The organism is Halolamina pelagica, from assembly GCF_900115675.1.
GTDB lineage: Archaea > Halobacteriota > Halobacteria > Halobacteriales > Haloferacaceae > Halolamina > Halolamina pelagica.
Genome location: NZ_FOXI01000001.1, coordinates 110,476 through 125,963 on the forward strand (window position 1 = coordinate 110,476; position 15,488 = coordinate 125,963).

The following is a 15,488-nucleotide window of genomic DNA, read 5'->3' on the forward strand; positions in this document are numbered from 1 at the left end:
CCGACCGCGGGGGAAAACGGTTCCGGGCTACTCGTCGTCGGGGTTCAAACCGCCCTGCTCCCGGACCTCGAGGATGTGGCGCATGTTCATGTAGATCTCCGGGATCGAGGTCTCCTCGCCCGCCTTGTAGAGGTCCGAGACGCGGTAGAGAAACGCCGATATCTGCGACGCCTCCGTGGAGTCGTCGCGGGCGCGGACCTCGTCGGCGACCTCCCGGAGCGTTTCGCGCTTCTCCGTGTTCTCGGGGAACGTCGCCTCGGAGTCGGGCGCCATCTCCCAGTCCGGCTCGTCGTTCCCGTCGCCGCCGGTCTCGCCGTCCTCACCAGCCATGCTGCTGGACGCTCTGCCGGCGGATCACGCCGACGTTGTTGGCGACGTTCTCGGTCAGCACGCGGAACGCGTCGGCGGTCTCGCCCTCGCGCAGGACGACCGGCTTCCCCTCGTCGCCGCCCTGTCGGATCGCCGGGTCGATGGGGATCCCGCCGAGGAACGGCAGGTCGTTCTCGTCGGCCAGCGTCCGGCCGCCGCCCTCGCCGAAGATCTCGTGTTCGTTGCCGCAGTCCGGACAGCGGAACGAGGCCATGTTCTCGGCGATGCCGAGCACCGGCGTCTCGTGTTTGCCGAACATCCGGAGCCCCTTCCGGGCGTCGTCGACGGCGACCTCCTGGGGCGTCGTGACGACGACGGCGCCGGTCAGCGGCAGCGTCTGGAGGATGGTCAGCTGCGTGTCGCCCGTCCCCGGCGGCAGGTCGAGCACCATGTAGTCGAGTTCGCCCCACTCGACGTCCTCGACCAGTTGGGTCAGGAGTTTGTGGACCATCGGGCCCCGCCAGATGACGGGGTCGTCCTCCCCGGAGAGGAAGGCCATCGACATCAGCTTCACGCCGAACTTCTCGGGCGGGATGATGGTGTCCTCGTCGGTCGCTCGCGGCGCCTCGTCGGCGTCGAGCATGCGCGGGACGTTCGGCCCGTACACGTCGGCGTCGAACAGCCCCACCTCGGCGCCGAGCTTCGACAGGCCTGCGGCGATGTTGACTGCCATCGTGGACTTCCCGACGCCGCCCTTCCCGGAGGCGACGGCGATGATGTTCTTCACCCCCGGCAGGACCTGGTCGTCGTCGGCCTGGTCGTCGGGGATGTTGGCCGAGAGGTCGACCTCGAGGCCGGCGTCCTGGAGCGTCTCACGGACCTCCGCGGCGATCGCCGACTCGTGGGGCGCGTACGGCGCGCCGAGCGCCAGCGATATCTTCGCGGTCCCGTCCTCGACTTCGATGGCGTTGACCAGCCCCAACGACACCAGATCGTCGCCGAGGGCAGGATCCTCGACCTCCGCGAGCAGGTCGCGTACGGCGGCTTCGTCCATAGCGTGGGGAGGCGCGTTCCGCTAATGAGGGTTTTGAAGCCGGTATCGCCGCCGCGACGCGACGGGGCCGATTTTGAACCCGTTGGCGCGGTCACCGCCCCGATTGGGTAACCGTAATCGGTTACAATTCGGGTGTCGCCACCCGGATGCTTAAGCCCGTTCGGACGAACAAACAGCCAATGCCGCTCTCGGACGAGTTCGGTCGCGAGGTGACGGGCGTCCGCGTCTCCCTCACCGACCGGTGTAACTTCGACTGTGTCTACTGTCACAACGAGGGGCTCGGCGACACTCGTGGCCCGATGGAACCGGGCGACGACGAGATGGGCACCGACGACGTGGTGCGCTTCCTCGACGTGGTCGCGGAGTACGGCGTCGACTCCGTGAAACTCACCGGCGGCGAGCCGATGCTCCGCGAGGACCTGGAGGAGATCATCCGCCGTGCGCCCGACGAGATGGAGGTCTCGATGACCACCAACGGAACCTTCCTCCCCGGGCGCGCCGAGGACCTCAAGGAAGCCGGGCTCGACCGCGTCAACGTCTCACAGGACGCGCTCGACCCCGACGAGTTCGCCGAGATCACGAAGTCCGGCGCCTACGACAAGGTGATGGAGGGTGTCCAGGCCGCCGTCGACGCCGACCTCGCGCCGGTGAAGCTCAACATGGTCGTCTTCGAGCACACCGCGGACTACGTCGAGGGGATGGTCGAACACGTCGCCGAGAACGAGGGGCTCCAGCTCCAGCTGATCGAGTACATGCCCGAGCTCACGGGCCGACCGGAGTGGAACATCGACATCGGGCGCGTCCACGACTGGCTCGCGGATCTCGCCGACCACGTCGAACACCGCGAGATGCACGACCGCAAGCGCTACTACGTCAACCCCGAGGCCGCCGAATCCGTCGCCGCCACGCCGGAGCCGGCCGACCTCGACGAGTTCCAGGGCGGGATGGTCGAGATCGTCGACCCCGTGGAGAACGCCGACTTCTGCGCCAACTGCGGCCGGGTGCGCGTCACCCACGAGGGCTACCTCAAGGGCTGTCTCAACCGCAACGACGACCTGAAGTCGATGGGCGAGATGACTCGCGAGGAGATCCGCGAGACGTTCGAGGCGGTCGTCGCCGAGCGCGTGCCCTACTACGGCGAGTACCTCGTCGAGAACGAGCGCGGCGAGTACGAGATCAACGAGAAGTACATCTCCGCCGCGGACTGAGCCTACCGACCCGGCAGCAGTTCCCCGTACCGTTCGGCCAGCGTCGACGCCAGCCGACGCTCCACCGGCGTGAACCCCAGCGTCTTCAGCGTCGCCGCGAACGCCGCCAGCCCGAGCAGCGTGCCGACCACGGCGCCGAGGACGCCGGGGGCGAGCGCCCGCGCGACGAGGGCGACGACGCCGAACGGCAGCGCCGCCAGCAGGGGGTAGCTGTGGCGCTTCGTGAACGGCTGGAGCCCTTCGAGGTGGTAGAGCACCGCGACCTCGATCCCGTTGTTGAGCGTGAGCATCAGCAGGTACGTCCAGACCACGCCCGCGAGGCCGAACTCGACGGTGAGCGGGATCGCGACGACCGCCAGCACGGTCGTGATCGCGACGTTGGTCACGAGCAGCGCCTGCTGGTGGTCGGTCATCCGGAGCAGGATCCCCACGCTCCCGGCCGCGCAGGCGGCGATCTGGGCGAGCACGAACAGCGTCAGAAGCGGCGCGTACTCGGTGAACGTCGGGCCGAACGCGGCCATCACGGTCTCGCGGTAGACGACGACGGGGACCGCCGCGGCGACGACGCCGACGAGGACCAGCCGACTGGTGACGTGATAGAGCCGCGAGAGGGCGTCCTCGTGCCCCTCCTCGTTGAGCGCGGCGGCGACCGGCGGGATGAACTGGTTGATCGCCATCAGCGGCAAGCGAACGAGCTGGGAGACGAGCACGCCGACGGCGAACACGCCGCCGGCGACGCCCGAGAGGAACACGGCGATGAGCGGGTAGAAGCCGAGTCGCTGTGTCGTGGTGGCGATGCCGCCGAGGAACAGCGGGATCGTGTAGTCGAGGTAGCGACGGCGGAGGGCGGGGAGCCTCGGGCCGCGCAGCCGCGGGCGGAACCCGCGTGCGCGGACGATCCAGACTGCGGCGCCGACGCCGGTCAGCCCCATCACCGCCAGCACGCCCCCGGCGACAAACGCGATGTCGCCGACGACGAAGGCGCCCACGACGCCGACGACCAACTGTGCGGCGGGGTAGACGAGCCGCATCGTGAGGTTCAGCGGCGCGACCTCCTCGATGCCGCGCAGGACCTCGGTCACCGTAAAGAGCCAGACGCTCGCGGGCATCCCGAGCGCAAACACCTGCAGGAGCGTCTCGAACCGCCCTGTCTGGCCGGCGATCGACGTGATCCGGGGAGCCGCGAGGAAGAGGCCGACGCCGAACACCGTCGCCACGCCGAGCAGTAGCAGCGACGCGAAGGTGGCGAGCGCGTTCCGCTCCTCCTGGTCGGCGGTCGGGAGGAAGCGACTCAGCCCGTTCCGGAACCCCAACACGATCCGGGCGAGGAAGCGCTGGATGCGCCGGGCCAGCGCGAACAGGCCGTACGGCGCCGCGCCGATGCCGTTTGTCAGGACCGCGGTGAAGACGACCGTGAGCCCGCGCTGGAGCAGGATGCTCGGCACGGAGACGGCGGCCCCGTGGGCGACCCGCTCCAGCGCGTCGTCGAGCCGACGAGCCACGTCGTCGACGGCTTCTTCCGACGGGTCGTCGGCGGCCGGGGGCACGGCGCTCGCTACCCGGAACGCCCGAAAAAGTCCGACGGTCTCGCCCGACGCGTGTGGTGTGTCACCGAAGGTGGATTGATTGGCGCTCGCCCGGAACGCAGCGTATGCCCGACACCTGCGAGTTCCTGGAGCGGCGCCGGACCGGCGCCGACGGCGAGTCGTTCGAGCACGAGCGCCCGTACTGTACCGCCGTCGACGCGTTCGTCCAGCCGATGCGTGCCGACGTGTGTGCGAAGCGCTACGACCTCGACCCCGAGTCAGACTGCGAGTTCTACCGCGGGGCGAAGGGGGCGGGCTCGATCACGGGCTTCGACGGCGCCGGGACGACCGACTCGGAGGCGGGCGGCTCGTGAGCTACGACGACTACCGGGACGGCAAGCCCCTGATCGTCACCGCGGCGCTGACCGGCGGCGTCCACGGGAAGGAGGCGAACCCGAGCGTCCCCGAGACGCCGGCGGAGGTCGCCGAGGCCGCGGCCGCCGCCGAGGAGGCGGGCGCGAGCATCCTCCACCTGCACGCCCGCGAGGACTCGGGCGAGCGTGCGTTCTCCGCCGAGCGGTTTCAGGAACTGGCTGACGCGGTCCGGGACGCGACCGACGACGCCATCGTCCAGCACTCCACGGGCGGGACGGCGGCGCCGGACGCGCTCCGGGCCGAACCGCTGCGGACCGACCCCGCGCCGGAGATGGCGTCGCTGGACATGGGCCCGCTCAATCGGTACCGCCACCTCACCAGCGAGAACACCCGGGCGCTCGTCGACGCGCTCCACGAGGAGATGCGGGCCCGCGGGATCAAGCCCGAACTGGAGGTGTTCAACGGCGGCCACCTGAACGAGGCGCTGCGCATCCGGGAGGAGCTCGCCGAGCCGCCGTACGTGAACCTCGTCTTCGGCGGCGGAACGACGACGGTTCCCTCGCCCCGCAACCTGCTGCACATGGTCGAGAACCTTCCGGAGGGCGCGGAGTTCAACGTGCTCGCGTTCGGGCCGCACCAGCTCCCGTTGACGACGATGGGGATCCTGCTGGGGGGACACGTCCGCGTGGGGCTGGAGGACAACCTCTACTACGACCAGGGGCAGCCGGCCGAGAGCAACGCCCAGTTGGTCGAGCGGACCGTCCGCATCGCCGGGGAACTCGGCCGACCCGTGGCGTCGACGGCCGAGGCGCGGGAGTTACTGGGCCTGTAGTGACCGGCGGCGGCGCCGTGGCGAGTACATCGACGCCCTCCGTCGGTGTTTCCCTCTCCCACACCTCCCCCCGTTCCGTGATGTTTAAGTAGCCAGTCCGGGAATCGAAGGGTGTAGTGAACTGTAGGGGCGCCGGGTCCCGAGTCCACGAGTCGGATCGACTCGGCGGGCGACGATACCAGCACGCGGGTTGCGGTAGCCTAGCCTGGCCCAAGGCGCAGGGTTGCTAACTCTGTGGCGCACAGCCTCCGGGGTTCAAATCCCCGCCGCAACGCTCGCACCGACACCAACCAGATATGAGTGCAGAAGAACCAGCGGACGGCGAGACGGAGGAGGACGAGGACCTCCAGTACTTCGTCCGGATCGGGCAGACCGACCTGGACGGGACCAAATCCGTCGAGCGGTCCCTCAGTGAACTCAAAGGAATCGGCAAGCGCATGGCGCGCATCGTCGCCGACGAGGCCGAAGTGAATCGGCAGGCGACGTTCGGACGCCTCGACGACGACGAGATCAACAGCGTCGTCGAGGTCGTCGAGAACCTCGGGGAACACGTTCCCTCGTGGATGGCCAACCGGCAGAAGGACTTCTTCTCCGGCGAGACCACCCACGTGACCGGGGGCGACCTCGAGGAGTCCCGGCGCCACGACATCAACCGCATGAAGATGATCAGCTCCTACAAGGGCGTCCGCCACCAGCGCGGGCAGAAGGTCCGCGGACAGCGGACCAAGTCCACGGGTCGAACCGAGGGGACCATCGGGGTCAACATCGAGGAGATCCGCGAGGAGATGGAGGAAGAAGCCGGTGAGGAAGAATGACGACCGGAAACGCAACTAAACGCTACGAGACGCCGAACCACCCGTTCCAGGGCGAACGTATCGCCGAGGAGGCCGGGCTGGTCGACCGCTACGGACTCGAGAGCAAAGAGGAACTCTGGCGCGCCCAGTCGCGCCTGCGCGACTTCCGCCGCGAGGCTCGACGGCTGCTCGGCGCCGCACAGGGCGACGTCGAGGTCGCCAACGAGCAGGGTAGCGAGTTCGTCGCTCGGCTCCGGAAGATCGGCATCCTCAACGAGAACGACGACATCACCGAGGTGCTGAGCCTCGACGAGACCGACGTGCTCGAGCGTCGGTTCCAGACCGTCGTCTACCGCCAGGGGCTGGCGTCGACGCCCCAGCAGGCTCGACAGTTCCTCGTCCACGGCCACGTCACCGTCGACGGCGCTCGGGTCACCGAGCCTTCGAAGTTCGTGACCGTCGGCGAGGAGGACAGCATCGAGTTCGACGAGAACTCCGTGCTGGCCGACGAACTTCATCCCGCGCGTGCGGAGGGTCAAGACGAATGAGCGAGAGCGAGTCCACAGCAGACGGAGACAAGTGGGGTATCGCACACGTGTTCGCGTCGTTCAACAACACGCTGATCACGGTGACCGACGCCACCGGCGCCGAGACGGTCGCGAAGTCCTCCGGTGGGACGGTCGTGAAGCAGAACCGCGACGAGGCGTCGCCGTACGCGGCCATGCAGATGGCCGAGGCGGTCGTCGACGACGTGAAGGCCGCCGGCATCGGCGGCGTCCACGTCCGCGTTCGCGGTCCGGGCGGTAACGAGACCAAGTCCCCGGGGCCGGGCGCACAGGCGACGATCCGTGCGCTGGCCCGCGCCGGGCTGGAGATCGGTCGCATCGAGGACGTCACCCCGCTTCCCCACGACGGGACGCGCGCAGCCAAGAAGAACCGACTGTAACACATGGCAGACGAATTCGACGTCGAGTACATCCGAGGCGACGACCGCGAGGCGCGGATCCTCGTGCGCGGTCTCACCCCGGCCTTCGCCAACGGGCTCCGCCGGGCGATGATCGCGGACGTGCCCACGCTGAGCATCGACACGCTCCGCGTCGTCGAGAACTCCTCGGTGATGTTCGACGAGATGATCGGGCTCCGACTCGGGCTCGTCCCGCTGACGACGCCCGACGACTTCGAGTACGGTGACACCGTCACCCTCTCACTCGACGTCGAGGGGCCGGACACGGCGTACTCCGGGGACCTCGAGTCGTCGGATCCGGACGTCAATCCGGCCGACGAAGACGTCCCGATCATCCAACTCAACGAGAACCCCAGCGGCGAGAACCAGCGCATCGAGCTGGAGGCCGAGGCCGTCCTCGACGACGGCAAGAGCCACGCCAAGCAGTCCGGGGGCGTCGCGGTCGGCTACCGCCACCTGCGCAAGGTGTCGGTCGTCGGCGACCGCGGCGAGTTCGACGAGGAGGAGACCAACATCCTCCGCGGGGTCATCGAGACCGAGGACGGCGAGTTGGTCCCCACCGACGAGTTCGATCACGACCTGACCGAGCGGTACCCCGGGAAGGAACTCGAAGTCGAGGACGTCCCCGGGGCGTTCGTCTTCCACGTGGAGACGGACGGCTCCATGACGGTCGAAGAACTGGTGCTCCGCGGTATCGACTCGATCGAGTCGCGCGCGGACGAACTGCAAGAGAAAGTCGCAGTCTGATGACCTGGACCCCACGACACCCCGACGCAAGCCCCCGAACCGGGAGCCGCGGCGCCGGCGCGTCGTGGGTGCGGACCGAAACCGCTTTGAAGGGCCATCGAGTACCTGAGAGTGCAGGCAGGGATAGCCAAGTCAGGCCAACGGCGCAGCGTTCAGGGCGCTGTCCTGTAGAGGTCCGCAGGTTCAAATCCTGCTCCCTGCATTCTCAGTTTTCCGGAGGCAACTCCACGCTAGAGGTAAATCCATGAGTAGCAACAAGACGAACCCGAGACTAGGGAGCCTCATCGCCGAGCTCAAGTCGGTCTCGCGTGACGTCGGCGCCAACGTGTGGGCCGACGTCGCCGACCGACTCGAGAAGCCGCGCCGCACGCACGCGGAGGTCAACCTGGGCCGCATCGAGCGATACGCCCAGGAGGACGAGACCGTCGTCGTGCCCGGCAAGGTGCTCGGCAGCGGTGTGCTCCAGAAGGACGTCACCGTCGCCGCGGTCAGCTTCTCCGGCACCGCCCGGAAGAAGATCGACCAAGTCGGCGAGGCGGTGCAGCTCGAACAGGCACTCGAACAGAACCCCGAAGGCAGTAACGTGCGGGTGATTCGATGAGCGTCGCCGAGTGGGAGGCCGACGTCGTCGTCGACGCCCGCGACTGCATCATGGGCCGCGTCGCCAGCGAGATCGCCCAGTGCGCTCTCGACGGCGACCGCGTCGCCGTGATCAACGCCGAGGAGGCGGTGATCACCGGCAACGAGGAGGCCACGATGGAGACCTACCGCACGCGAGCGGATCTGGGCTCCGACTCGGGGCCGTACTACCCCAAGCGCCCGGACCGCATCTTCAAGCGCTCCGTGCGCGGCATGCTGCCGTACAAGCAGGACCGTGGCCGCGAGGCCTTCGAGAACATCCGAATCTACGTGGGCAACCCCCACGATCGGGACGGCGAGGTGCTCGAGGGCACTTCGCTCGACCGGCTCTCGAACATCAAGTTCACCACGCTCGGTGAGATCTCCGAGACCCTCGGCGCCAACAAGACATGGTAACGAACACGTCCGGCAAGAAGAAGACGGCCGTCGCCCGCGCCACCGTGAGCGAGGGCGAGGGTCGCGTTCGCATCAACTCCCAGCCCGTCGAGCTGGTCGAACCGGAGCTCGCACGGCTCAAGATGCTGGAGCCGTTCCGCATCGCCGGCGACGAACTCCGCTCGGGGGTCGACATCGACGTGTCGATCTCCGGCGGCGGGTTCGCGGGGCAGGCCGACGCCGCCCGCACCGCGATCGCTCGCGGGCTCGTCCAGCACCTGCAGGACGCCGAACTCCGCGACGCCTACATGGAGTTCGACCGCTCGCTGCTGGTGAACGACTCCCGGCAGTCCGAGCCGAAGAAGTGGGGCGGGCCCGGCGCGCGTGCTCGTTACCAGAAGTCCTACCGCTGAGGTGATCTAACCATGATGATACCCGTCCGGTGTTTCTCGTGTGGCAAGGTCATCGGGGAACACTGGGAGGAGTTCGAAGACCGAGCGCGTGACGGCGACGAGGACCCGGCGGCGGTGCTCGACGACCTCGGCGTCGATCGGCACTGCTGCCGGCGCATGATGGTGAGCCACCGCGACCTGGTGGACGTCGTCTCCCCCTACCAATGAGCACGGACACCGAGTTCAACCGGTACGAGAAGGCCCGCATTATCGGCGCCCGAGCGCTGCAGCTGTCGTACGGCGCGCCGGTGCTCGTGGAGACCGAACGGACCGAACCGTACCTCATCGCGGCAGAGGAGTACGACGCCGGCGTCCTGCCGTTCACCGTTCGACGGGAGGGCAAATGACGCGCATCAGCGGCGTCTCGCTCCGGCGCGTGCTCGACTCCCGTGGCAACCCCACGGTCGAGGCCGACGTGCTGACGGTGTCGGGCGGCTTCGGCCGCGCGGCGGCCCCGTCCGGGGCCAGCACCGGCGAGCACGAGGCCATCGAGCTCCCGCCCGGTGAGGCCATCGCCGCGGCCCGCAAGCACGCGATCCCCCGACTCGTGGAGGAGGTCCACGCGGGGAACCAGCGCGAGGTCGACGCGGCCCTGCGTGGCGCCGACGGCACCGAGGACTTCTCGGAGATCGGCGCCAACAGCGCGGTCGCCATCTCGATGGCGGCGGCCAAGGCCGGCGCCGACGTGCTCGGGGCGCCGCTGTACCAGCATCTCGGCGGCGCGTTCCGGGGGGAGAACTTCCCGGTGCCGCTGGGCAACGTCGTGGGCGGCGGCGAGCACGCCGCCGACGCGACCCACATCCAGGAGTTCCTCGCGGCGCCGGTCGGGGCCCCCTCCGTCGCGGAGGCGGCCTTCGCCAACGCCGCGGTCCACGAGACCGTGGGCGAACTCCTCACCGAGCGCGGCGTCCCGGCCGCGAAAGGCGACGAGGGTGCGTGGGCGCCGTCGATCGACGACGCCGAGGCGTTCGAGATCGTCGCCGAGGCCTGCGAACGGGTCTCCCAGGACGTCGGGTTCGAGGTCACGTTCGGCCTCGACGTGGCGGCCTCGGAGCTCTGGGACGGCGACGCCTACCAGTACGGCGGGACGAGTCGGTCGCCCGCGGAGCAGATCGACTACGTCGCCGACCTGGTCGCGGAGTACGAACTGGCGTACGTCGAGGACCCGCTCGAGGAGAACGACTTCGAGGGGTTCGCGGAACTCACCGCCCGTGTCGGTGAGGAGACGCTCGTCTGCGGTGACGACCTGTTCGTCACCAACACCGAGCGACTAGAGCGGGGCATCGAGAGGGGCGCTGGCAACAGCATCCTGATCAAGCCCAACCAGATCGGGACGCTCTCGCTGGCGGTCGACGCCATCGAGACTGCGACCCGGAACGGGTTCACGCCCGTGATCTCCCACCGATCGGGGGAGACGGAGGACACGACCATCGCACACCTCGCCGTCGGGACCGGCGCACCGTTCATCAAGACGGGCACCGTCGGGGGCGAGCGAACTGCCAAACTCAACGAACTCATCCGCATCGCGGAGGACGCTGTATGAGCGAAAGCGAGAACGACGACACAGAACCCGCCGAGGAGGACGTGGCCGACGAGGTCGCCGACTCCGAGGCGGCGGCAGAGAGCGCCTCGAGCGACGAGGCAGAGACAGAACAGGCCGACGAGGCCGAAGAGGAGTCCCGGTTCGACGAGAACGTCATGCCGGAGGGCGAGGAGGAAGCAGACCTCCTCATCCCGGTCGAGGACTACCTCTCCGCCGGGGTCCACATCGGGACCCAGCAGAAGACGAAGGACATGGAGCGGTTCATCCACCGCGTCCGCGACGACGGCCTCTACGTGCTCGACGTGAGCCGGACCGACGGCCGCATCCGGACCGCCGCGGAGTTCCTCTCCAACTACGACCCCGAGCAGGTGCTCGTCACCTCCTCGCGGCAGTACGGCCGGTTCCCGGCCGAGAAGTTCGCGGACGCCATCGGCGCCCGCGCACGCACGGGTCGATTCATCCCGGGCACCCTGACGAACCCGAAGTACGACGGCTACATCGAGCCGGACGTCGTGGTCGTCACCGACCCGATCGGTGACGCCCAGGCGGTGAAGGAGGCCATCACGGTCGGCATCCCCGTCATCGCCATGTGCGACTCGAACAACGCCGTCTCGAACGTCGACCTGGTCATCCCGACCAACAACAAGGGCCGACGCGCGCTCTCGGTCGTCTACTGGCTGCTGGCCAACGAGACGCTCGACCGACGCGGCGCGGAGCCCAGCTACGCCCTCGAAGACTTCGAGGCCGGGCTCTAGGCCCGTCGAGAAATTTTCTGCGTTCGCTTTCCCGCCGGACAGCGGCGACGCCGTCGCTCGCGTGGGCCGAAAGCGGATGGGGATGTCGGTCGGAAAACCGACCGACGGGAGTCGGGTCACCGGGCGCCTTTCGGGGGTGTCGACGGCCGGCGACGACGCGACGGGGGTCGCGCCCGGCACGCCACAGCGGCGTGCCGCCACATCGTCCATCCTGCACGCAGTCGTACAAAAATTTCCCGCCGCGTGTCTCACTCGTGAAAGCGAACCCCCGACGGGCTTTTGCGGCCGCTGGCCGAGGCTGTCCCATGGGCTACCGAACCGTGGAGACCGCGGACGTGGAGCCGACACCCGACCGACCGTGCGAGCTTCGCCGGCTGACCGAGGCGGCGGGCCTCGAACACGTGGCGCTCAACCGCTACAGCGCCGCCCCCGGCGAGGAGATCCCGCTGGCGTACCACTACCACGACGAGCAGGAGGAGGCGTTCTACGTGATCGCCGGCGAGATCGCGGTGGAGACGCCCGAGGGGACGTTCGCGGTCAGCGCCGACGAACTGTTCGCCGCCGACCCGGACAGCCCCCACCGCGCGTACTGTCCCGAGGACGCCGACGAGGCGGCGGAGGTGCTCGCCGTCGGCGCGCCACAGACCGACGGCGACGTGCACGTCTACGAGCCCGACGGCGGGGAGTGAGCGGCCGGGCAGGCCTCGTCGCCAGTCGGAACGACTGTAACCATCGAGAGCGAGCGTTGGGGCATGACGACTTCGAGCGCCCCCGGGAAGGTGTACCTGTTCGGGGAGCACGCCGTGGTGTACGGCGAGCCCGCCGTGCCCTGCGCGATCGAGCGGCGCGCGCGGGTGACCGTCGAGCCACGCGAGGACCACCGTGTCCGCGTCGAGTCCGACGACCTCACCCTCGACGGCTTCACCGTCGAGTGGGGCGGGCCGGCTGACGAGCACCACAACGTGGACGTGCCGTCGAACCTCGTCGAGGCCGCGACCGGCTACGTCGACGAGGCGCTGGCCCAGGCCCGCGCCGCGATCGGCGACCCCGAAGCCGGCTTCGACGTGACCATCGAGAGCGACATCCCGTTGGGCGGCGGGCTGGGCTCCTCGGCGGCGGTCGTCGTCGCCGCCATCGACGCCGCGGTCCGCGCCAGCGGCGAATCGATCGACCCCGAGGAGCTGGCCGACCGCGCGTACCGAGCCGAGTCGACCGTCCAGGGCGGCGAAGCCTCCCGTGCGGACACCTACTGCTCGGCGATGGGCGGCGCCGTCCGGGTCGAGGGCGACGACACCCGGCCGATCGAGGCACCGGAGCTCCCGCTGGTGATCGGCTACGACGGCGGCGCGGGCGACACGGGCGAACTCGTCGCCGGCGTCCGGGCGCTGAAGGAGGAGTACGAGTTCGCCGCCGACACCGTCGAGACCATCGGCGACCTCACGCGGGAGGGCGAGCGGCTGCTGGCGGCGGCCGACCCGGGGGGGGACCCCGGCCCGGTACTGCTCGACGAACTGGGCGATCTGATGGACTTCAACCACGGGCTGCTGTCGGCGCTGGGTGTCTCCTCGCGCTCGCTGGACCGGATGGTCTGGACCGCCCGCGAGGCCGACGCTGCAGGGGCGAAGCTCACGGGCGCGGGCGGCGGCGGCTGCATCGTCGCGCTCGACCAGGGGCAGGCCACCCGGCGCGCGCTGGAGTACTCGCCGGGCTGTGAGCAGACGTTCCGGGCCGAACTCGCGACCGAGGGGGTGCGCGCGGAGGAATGACGCCCACCGTCCTCAAACTCGGCGGCTCGGTCATCACCGAGAAGGACCGCGCGGAGACGCTCGACGGCGCTGCCCTCGACGCGGCGGCCGACGCCGTCGCCGACGCGATGGAGAACGGCGACCTCGACGAACTCGTCCTCGTCCACGGCGGCGGGAGCTTCGGCCACCACCACGCCAGCGAGGCGGGCGTGTCGACGACCGAGGGAAGCGCCGATGCCGTCGACGCCGTCGCGATCCACGGCGCGATGAAGACGCTCAACCAGTTCGTGCTCTCGCGGCTCCACGACCGGGGCGTGCCGGCGCTCCCGGTCCACCCGCTCTCGGCGGGCGCTCGCGACGCCGATGGCGCCCTCGACCTCCCGATGAGTCAGGCGGCGACGATGCTCGGCGAGGGGTTCGTCCCGGTGCTGCATGGTGACGTGATCGCGACGGAGGGCGAGGGCGTGACGGTGCTCTCGGGCGACGAGATCGTGACGACGGCCGCCGAATCCCTCTCCGCCGAGCGCGTCGGTCTCTGTTCGACGGTGCCGGGCGTGCTCGACGCCGAGGACGAGGTGATCCCGGAGATCACGGCCTTCGCCGACGCCGCGCACGCGCTCGGGGGCAGCGACGCCGACGAGGACGTGACCGGGGGGATGGCCGCGAAGGTGCGGGAACTGCTCGATTTGGGTGCGCCGGCGTCGGTGTTCGGCGCCGACGACATCGGGGCGTTTCTGGTCGGCGAGAACCCCGGGACGACGATCCGCGGGCGGTAGCCGGTAACCGTCCCGGTGCGACGATCCGGGGCGACGACTGACAGTCGCACCGGGACGACGATCCGGGGCGGTAGTCGTTCGGCAACCCTTTACCCCTCCCCTGCCCGCCTTCGACCATGCACGAGATCACCGGGAGCGGCTTCGTCGAGGTGGTCGCCGGCTCGATGTTCTCGGGGAAGACCGAGGAGCTGCTGCGGCGGCTGCGCCGCGCGGAGATCGCGGGCCAGAGCGTCGCCGCGTTCACGCCCGCCATCGACGACCGGTACGGCGAGACGACGATCGGCTCCCACGAGGGGCGCCAGTGGGAGGCACAGGTCGTCGACAACGGGGGCGACGGGGTCTGGGAGATCCAGGACCACCTCAACGGCGAGGAGGTCGTCGCCGTCGACGAGGCCAACTTCTTCGACCGGGACCTCGTCAACGTCTGCAACGTGCTGGCCAACGACGGCCGGCGCGTGATCGTCTCCGGGACCGACATCACGTTCCGGGGGGAGCCGTTCACGCCGCTGCCGGAGCTGATGGCGATCGCGGAGTACGTCGACAAGCTCCAGGCGATCTGCACCGTCTGTGGGGAGCCGGCAACCCGGAACCAGCGGCTGGTCGACGGCGAGCCCGCCCACGTCGACGACGACACGATCGTCGTCGGCGCCGACGAGTCCTACGAGGCACGGTGTCGGAGCTGCCACACGCTCAGGACCGACTGATGCGCCGAACCGAGGTGAGCCGACCGTGACACAGTGGGTGGCGGATCCCGAGGGCGGACGCGACCGCGGGCCGCGAGCGCTCGCTCGCGCGTGGGCGGAGGTACTCGTCCGCCCGAAGCGGTTCTTCCGGAACGGAGTCGCGCCGGCCGATCAGGCGCCGGGGCTGGTCTTCGGCGTGCTCGTGGCGTTGGTCGCTATCGGCGGCCGGCTGGCGACGGGCGACCTCCCGACGTTCGAGAGCGTCGAGATCACGCCGACGTTCGTGCCCGAGTCCGCGCTGTTGCAGGCCGTGTTGGTGCTGCTGGTGGTCGGCCTCTTTCTCGCGCCGGCGACGTTTCACTTCGCGGCGGCGATCGAGACGATCGGGCTGACGCTGGTCGCCCCCGACCGCGGGGGCGTGAGCGAGACGGTGCAGGTCATCGCGTACGCGACCGCGCCGTGTCTGCTGACCGCCGTGCCGTCGCCGCCGCTGCGGGTGGCGTGCTGTCTGTACGGGACCGCGCTGTTGGTGGTCGGGACCTCCGTGCGCCACCGGACCAGCCTCCCGCGGGCGGCGCTCGCGGCGGCGCTGCCGGCGGTTCTGGTGTTCGGCTACGGCTACGGCGGCTTCGCGGCTGCCGGGCTCTGAGTCGTCGTCGCCGGCGGTTCGCAGTAGCTTTCGACAACGCCTTTAGGGCGGACCGTGTGGTT

The 15,488-nt window shown here is 69.5% G+C and carries 22 protein-coding genes and 2 tRNA genes; 21 read left to right on the plus strand and 3 right to left on the minus strand.

Translation table 11 applies throughout. The features are described 5' to 3' along the window. Positions 1-27 precede the first annotated feature (27 nt). Both BMZ83_RS00655 and BMZ83_RS00660 read right to left on the minus strand, forming a co-directional pair. Positions 28-330: a hypothetical protein gene (locus BMZ83_RS00655; RefSeq protein ID WP_074874573.1), complete on the minus strand. Its 303-nt coding sequence runs from the start codon at positions 328-330 to the stop codon at positions 28-30. Then, positions 320-1,363 (minus strand): Mrp/NBP35 family ATP-binding protein, encoded by a 1,044-nt coding sequence (locus BMZ83_RS00660; RefSeq protein WP_074874575.1) that lies wholly within the window; start codon positions 1,361-1,363, stop codon positions 320-322. The genes BMZ83_RS00655 and BMZ83_RS00660 overlap by 11 nt, the downstream gene beginning before the upstream one ends. A gap of 179 nt (positions 1,364-1,542) precedes the next feature. Between BMZ83_RS00660 and moaA the strand changes: the two genes are divergently transcribed. Next, complete coding sequence (gene moaA, locus BMZ83_RS00665) at positions 1,543-2,571, plus strand: GTP 3',8-cyclase MoaA (RefSeq protein ID WP_074874577.1); 1,029 nt, start codon at positions 1,543-1,545, stop codon at positions 2,569-2,571. 2 nt (positions 2,572-2,573) lie between these two features. Here the strand turns inward: moaA and BMZ83_RS00670 are convergent, their stop codons facing one another. Then, on the minus strand, positions 2,574-4,118 hold the full coding sequence (locus BMZ83_RS00670) for a lipopolysaccharide biosynthesis protein (RefSeq protein ID WP_074874579.1): 1,545 nt from the start codon (positions 4,116-4,118) through the stop codon (positions 2,574-2,576). Between the two features lie 104 nt (positions 4,119-4,222). On the opposite strand from BMZ83_RS00670, the gene BMZ83_RS00675 reads away from it, so the two are divergent. From BMZ83_RS00675 to BMZ83_RS00770, 20 genes are all read left to right on the plus strand, one after another. Next, complete coding sequence (locus BMZ83_RS00675) at positions 4,223-4,471, plus strand: hypothetical protein (RefSeq protein WP_074874581.1); 249 nt, start codon at positions 4,223-4,225, stop codon at positions 4,469-4,471. After that, positions 4,468-5,304 carry a BKACE family enzyme gene (locus BMZ83_RS00680; protein WP_074874583.1) on the plus strand — a complete coding sequence of 279 codons (837 nt, stop codon included), beginning with the start codon at positions 4,468-4,470 and terminating at the stop codon, positions 5,302-5,304. Before BMZ83_RS00675 ends, BMZ83_RS00680 begins: the two co-directional genes overlap by 4 nt. Positions 5,305-5,493: 189 nt before the next feature. Then, positions 5,494-5,578, plus strand: a tRNA-Ser gene (locus tag BMZ83_RS00685). A gap of 22 nt (positions 5,579-5,600) precedes the next feature. After that, positions 5,601-6,119 (plus strand): 30S ribosomal protein S13, encoded by a 519-nt coding sequence (locus BMZ83_RS00690; RefSeq protein ID WP_074874585.1) that lies wholly within the window; start codon positions 5,601-5,603, stop codon positions 6,117-6,119. Beyond that, a complete protein-coding gene (locus BMZ83_RS00695; protein ID WP_074874589.1) occupies positions 6,116-6,646 on the plus strand; it encodes a 30S ribosomal protein S4 in 531 nt (176 codons plus the stop codon). The genes BMZ83_RS00690 and BMZ83_RS00695 overlap by 4 nt, the downstream gene beginning before the upstream one ends. Next, positions 6,643-7,044, plus strand: a complete 402-nt coding sequence (locus BMZ83_RS00700) for a 30S ribosomal protein S11 (RefSeq protein ID WP_074874592.1) — start codon at positions 6,643-6,645, stop codon at positions 7,042-7,044. Before BMZ83_RS00695 ends, BMZ83_RS00700 begins: the two co-directional genes overlap by 4 nt. Positions 7,045-7,047: 3 nt before the next feature. After that, positions 7,048-7,809 (plus strand): DNA-directed RNA polymerase subunit D, encoded by a 762-nt coding sequence (locus tag BMZ83_RS00705; RefSeq protein WP_074874595.1) that lies wholly within the window; start codon positions 7,048-7,050, stop codon positions 7,807-7,809. Positions 7,810-7,926: 117 nt separating this feature from the next. Then, positions 7,927-8,011, plus strand: a tRNA-Leu gene (locus BMZ83_RS00710). Positions 8,012-8,053: 42 nt separating this feature from the next. Next, positions 8,054-8,410: a 50S ribosomal protein L18e gene (locus tag BMZ83_RS00715; RefSeq protein WP_074874603.1), complete on the plus strand. Its 357-nt coding sequence runs from the start codon at positions 8,054-8,056 to the stop codon at positions 8,408-8,410. Continuing rightward, entirely contained in the window at positions 8,407-8,844 is a 438-nt protein-coding gene (locus BMZ83_RS00720) for a 50S ribosomal protein L13 (protein ID WP_074874604.1), read from the plus strand. The genes BMZ83_RS00715 and BMZ83_RS00720 overlap by 4 nt, the downstream gene beginning before the upstream one ends. Then, entirely contained in the window at positions 8,838-9,236 is a 399-nt protein-coding gene (locus BMZ83_RS00725; RefSeq protein ID WP_074874605.1) for a 30S ribosomal protein S9, read from the plus strand. Before BMZ83_RS00720 ends, BMZ83_RS00725 begins: the two co-directional genes overlap by 7 nt. Positions 9,237-9,248: 12 nt before the next feature. Continuing rightward, complete coding sequence (locus BMZ83_RS00730; RefSeq protein ID WP_054584288.1) at positions 9,249-9,443, plus strand: DNA-directed RNA polymerase subunit N; 195 nt, start codon at positions 9,249-9,251, stop codon at positions 9,441-9,443. After that, positions 9,440-9,622, plus strand: a complete 183-nt coding sequence (locus BMZ83_RS00735; protein ID WP_074874608.1) for a DNA-directed RNA polymerase subunit K — start codon at positions 9,440-9,442, stop codon at positions 9,620-9,622. The genes BMZ83_RS00730 and BMZ83_RS00735 overlap by 4 nt, the downstream gene beginning before the upstream one ends. Continuing rightward, positions 9,619-10,818, plus strand: a complete 1,200-nt coding sequence (eno, locus tag BMZ83_RS00740) for a phosphopyruvate hydratase (RefSeq protein ID WP_074874610.1) — start codon at positions 9,619-9,621, stop codon at positions 10,816-10,818. Before BMZ83_RS00735 ends, eno begins: the two co-directional genes overlap by 4 nt. Continuing rightward, on the plus strand, positions 10,815-11,573 hold the full coding sequence (rpsB, locus tag BMZ83_RS00745; RefSeq protein WP_074874612.1) for a 30S ribosomal protein S2: 759 nt from the start codon (positions 10,815-10,817) through the stop codon (positions 11,571-11,573). The genes eno and rpsB overlap by 4 nt, the downstream gene beginning before the upstream one ends. A 305-nt stretch (positions 11,574-11,878) precedes the next feature. Continuing rightward, entirely contained in the window at positions 11,879-12,262 is a 384-nt protein-coding gene (locus tag BMZ83_RS00750) for a cupin domain-containing protein (protein WP_074874614.1), read from the plus strand. A gap of 63 nt (positions 12,263-12,325) precedes the next feature. After that, complete coding sequence (mvk, locus tag BMZ83_RS00755; RefSeq protein WP_074874616.1) at positions 12,326-13,339, plus strand: mevalonate kinase; 1,014 nt, start codon at positions 12,326-12,328, stop codon at positions 13,337-13,339. Next, positions 13,336-14,094, plus strand: a complete 759-nt coding sequence (locus BMZ83_RS00760) for an isopentenyl phosphate kinase (RefSeq protein WP_074874618.1) — start codon at positions 13,336-13,338, stop codon at positions 14,092-14,094. Before mvk ends, BMZ83_RS00760 begins: the two co-directional genes overlap by 4 nt. Before the next feature lie 116 nt (positions 14,095-14,210). Continuing rightward, positions 14,211-14,798, plus strand: coding sequence for a thymidine kinase (locus tag BMZ83_RS00765; RefSeq protein ID WP_074874619.1), 588 nt, complete (start codon positions 14,211-14,213; stop codon positions 14,796-14,798). A gap of 25 nt (positions 14,799-14,823) precedes the next feature. Continuing rightward, a complete protein-coding gene (locus BMZ83_RS00770) occupies positions 14,824-15,426 on the plus strand; it encodes a YIP1 family protein (RefSeq protein ID WP_074874620.1) in 603 nt (200 codons plus the stop codon). Positions 15,427-15,488 lie beyond the last annotated feature (62 nt).

What these genes read in the sequence shown, in the direction of transcription:
- BMZ83_RS00655 (WP_074874573.1), bottom strand. Translation starts at nt 330, where the DNA reads ATGGCTGGTGAGGACGGCGAGACCGGCGGCGACGGGAACGACGAGCCG.
- BMZ83_RS00660 (WP_074874575.1), bottom strand. Translation starts at nt 1,363, where the DNA reads ATGGACGAAGCCGCCGTACGCGACCTGCTCGCGGAGGTCGAGGATCCT.
- moaA (WP_074874577.1), top strand. Translation starts at nt 1,543, where the DNA reads ATGCCGCTCTCGGACGAGTTCGGTCGCGAGGTGACGGGCGTCCGCGTC.
- BMZ83_RS00675 (WP_074874581.1), top strand. Translation starts at nt 4,223, where the DNA reads ATGCCCGACACCTGCGAGTTCCTGGAGCGGCGCCGGACCGGCGCCGAC.
- BMZ83_RS00690 (WP_074874585.1), top strand. Translation starts at nt 5,601, where the DNA reads ATGAGTGCAGAAGAACCAGCGGACGGCGAGACGGAGGAGGACGAGGAC.
- BMZ83_RS00695 (WP_074874589.1), top strand. Translation starts at nt 6,116, where the DNA reads ATGACGACCGGAAACGCAACTAAACGCTACGAGACGCCGAACCACCCG.
- BMZ83_RS00700 (WP_074874592.1), top strand. Translation starts at nt 6,643, where the DNA reads ATGAGCGAGAGCGAGTCCACAGCAGACGGAGACAAGTGGGGTATCGCA.
- BMZ83_RS00705 (WP_074874595.1), top strand. Translation starts at nt 7,048, where the DNA reads ATGGCAGACGAATTCGACGTCGAGTACATCCGAGGCGACGACCGCGAG.
- BMZ83_RS00715 (WP_074874603.1), top strand. Translation starts at nt 8,054, where the DNA reads ATGAGTAGCAACAAGACGAACCCGAGACTAGGGAGCCTCATCGCCGAG.
- BMZ83_RS00720 (WP_074874604.1), top strand. Translation starts at nt 8,407, where the DNA reads ATGAGCGTCGCCGAGTGGGAGGCCGACGTCGTCGTCGACGCCCGCGAC.
- BMZ83_RS00725 (WP_074874605.1), top strand. Translation starts at nt 8,838, where the DNA reads ATGGTAACGAACACGTCCGGCAAGAAGAAGACGGCCGTCGCCCGCGCC.
- BMZ83_RS00730 (WP_054584288.1), top strand. Translation starts at nt 9,249, where the DNA reads ATGATGATACCCGTCCGGTGTTTCTCGTGTGGCAAGGTCATCGGGGAA.
- BMZ83_RS00735 (WP_074874608.1), top strand. Translation starts at nt 9,440, where the DNA reads ATGAGCACGGACACCGAGTTCAACCGGTACGAGAAGGCCCGCATTATC.
- eno (WP_074874610.1), top strand. Translation starts at nt 9,619, where the DNA reads ATGACGCGCATCAGCGGCGTCTCGCTCCGGCGCGTGCTCGACTCCCGT.
- rpsB (WP_074874612.1), top strand. Translation starts at nt 10,815, where the DNA reads ATGAGCGAAAGCGAGAACGACGACACAGAACCCGCCGAGGAGGACGTG.
- BMZ83_RS00750 (WP_074874614.1), top strand. Translation starts at nt 11,879, where the DNA reads ATGGGCTACCGAACCGTGGAGACCGCGGACGTGGAGCCGACACCCGAC.
- mvk (WP_074874616.1), top strand. Translation starts at nt 12,326, where the DNA reads ATGACGACTTCGAGCGCCCCCGGGAAGGTGTACCTGTTCGGGGAGCAC.
- BMZ83_RS00760 (WP_074874618.1), top strand. Translation starts at nt 13,336, where the DNA reads ATGACGCCCACCGTCCTCAAACTCGGCGGCTCGGTCATCACCGAGAAG.
- BMZ83_RS00765 (WP_074874619.1), top strand. Translation starts at nt 14,211, where the DNA reads ATGCACGAGATCACCGGGAGCGGCTTCGTCGAGGTGGTCGCCGGCTCG.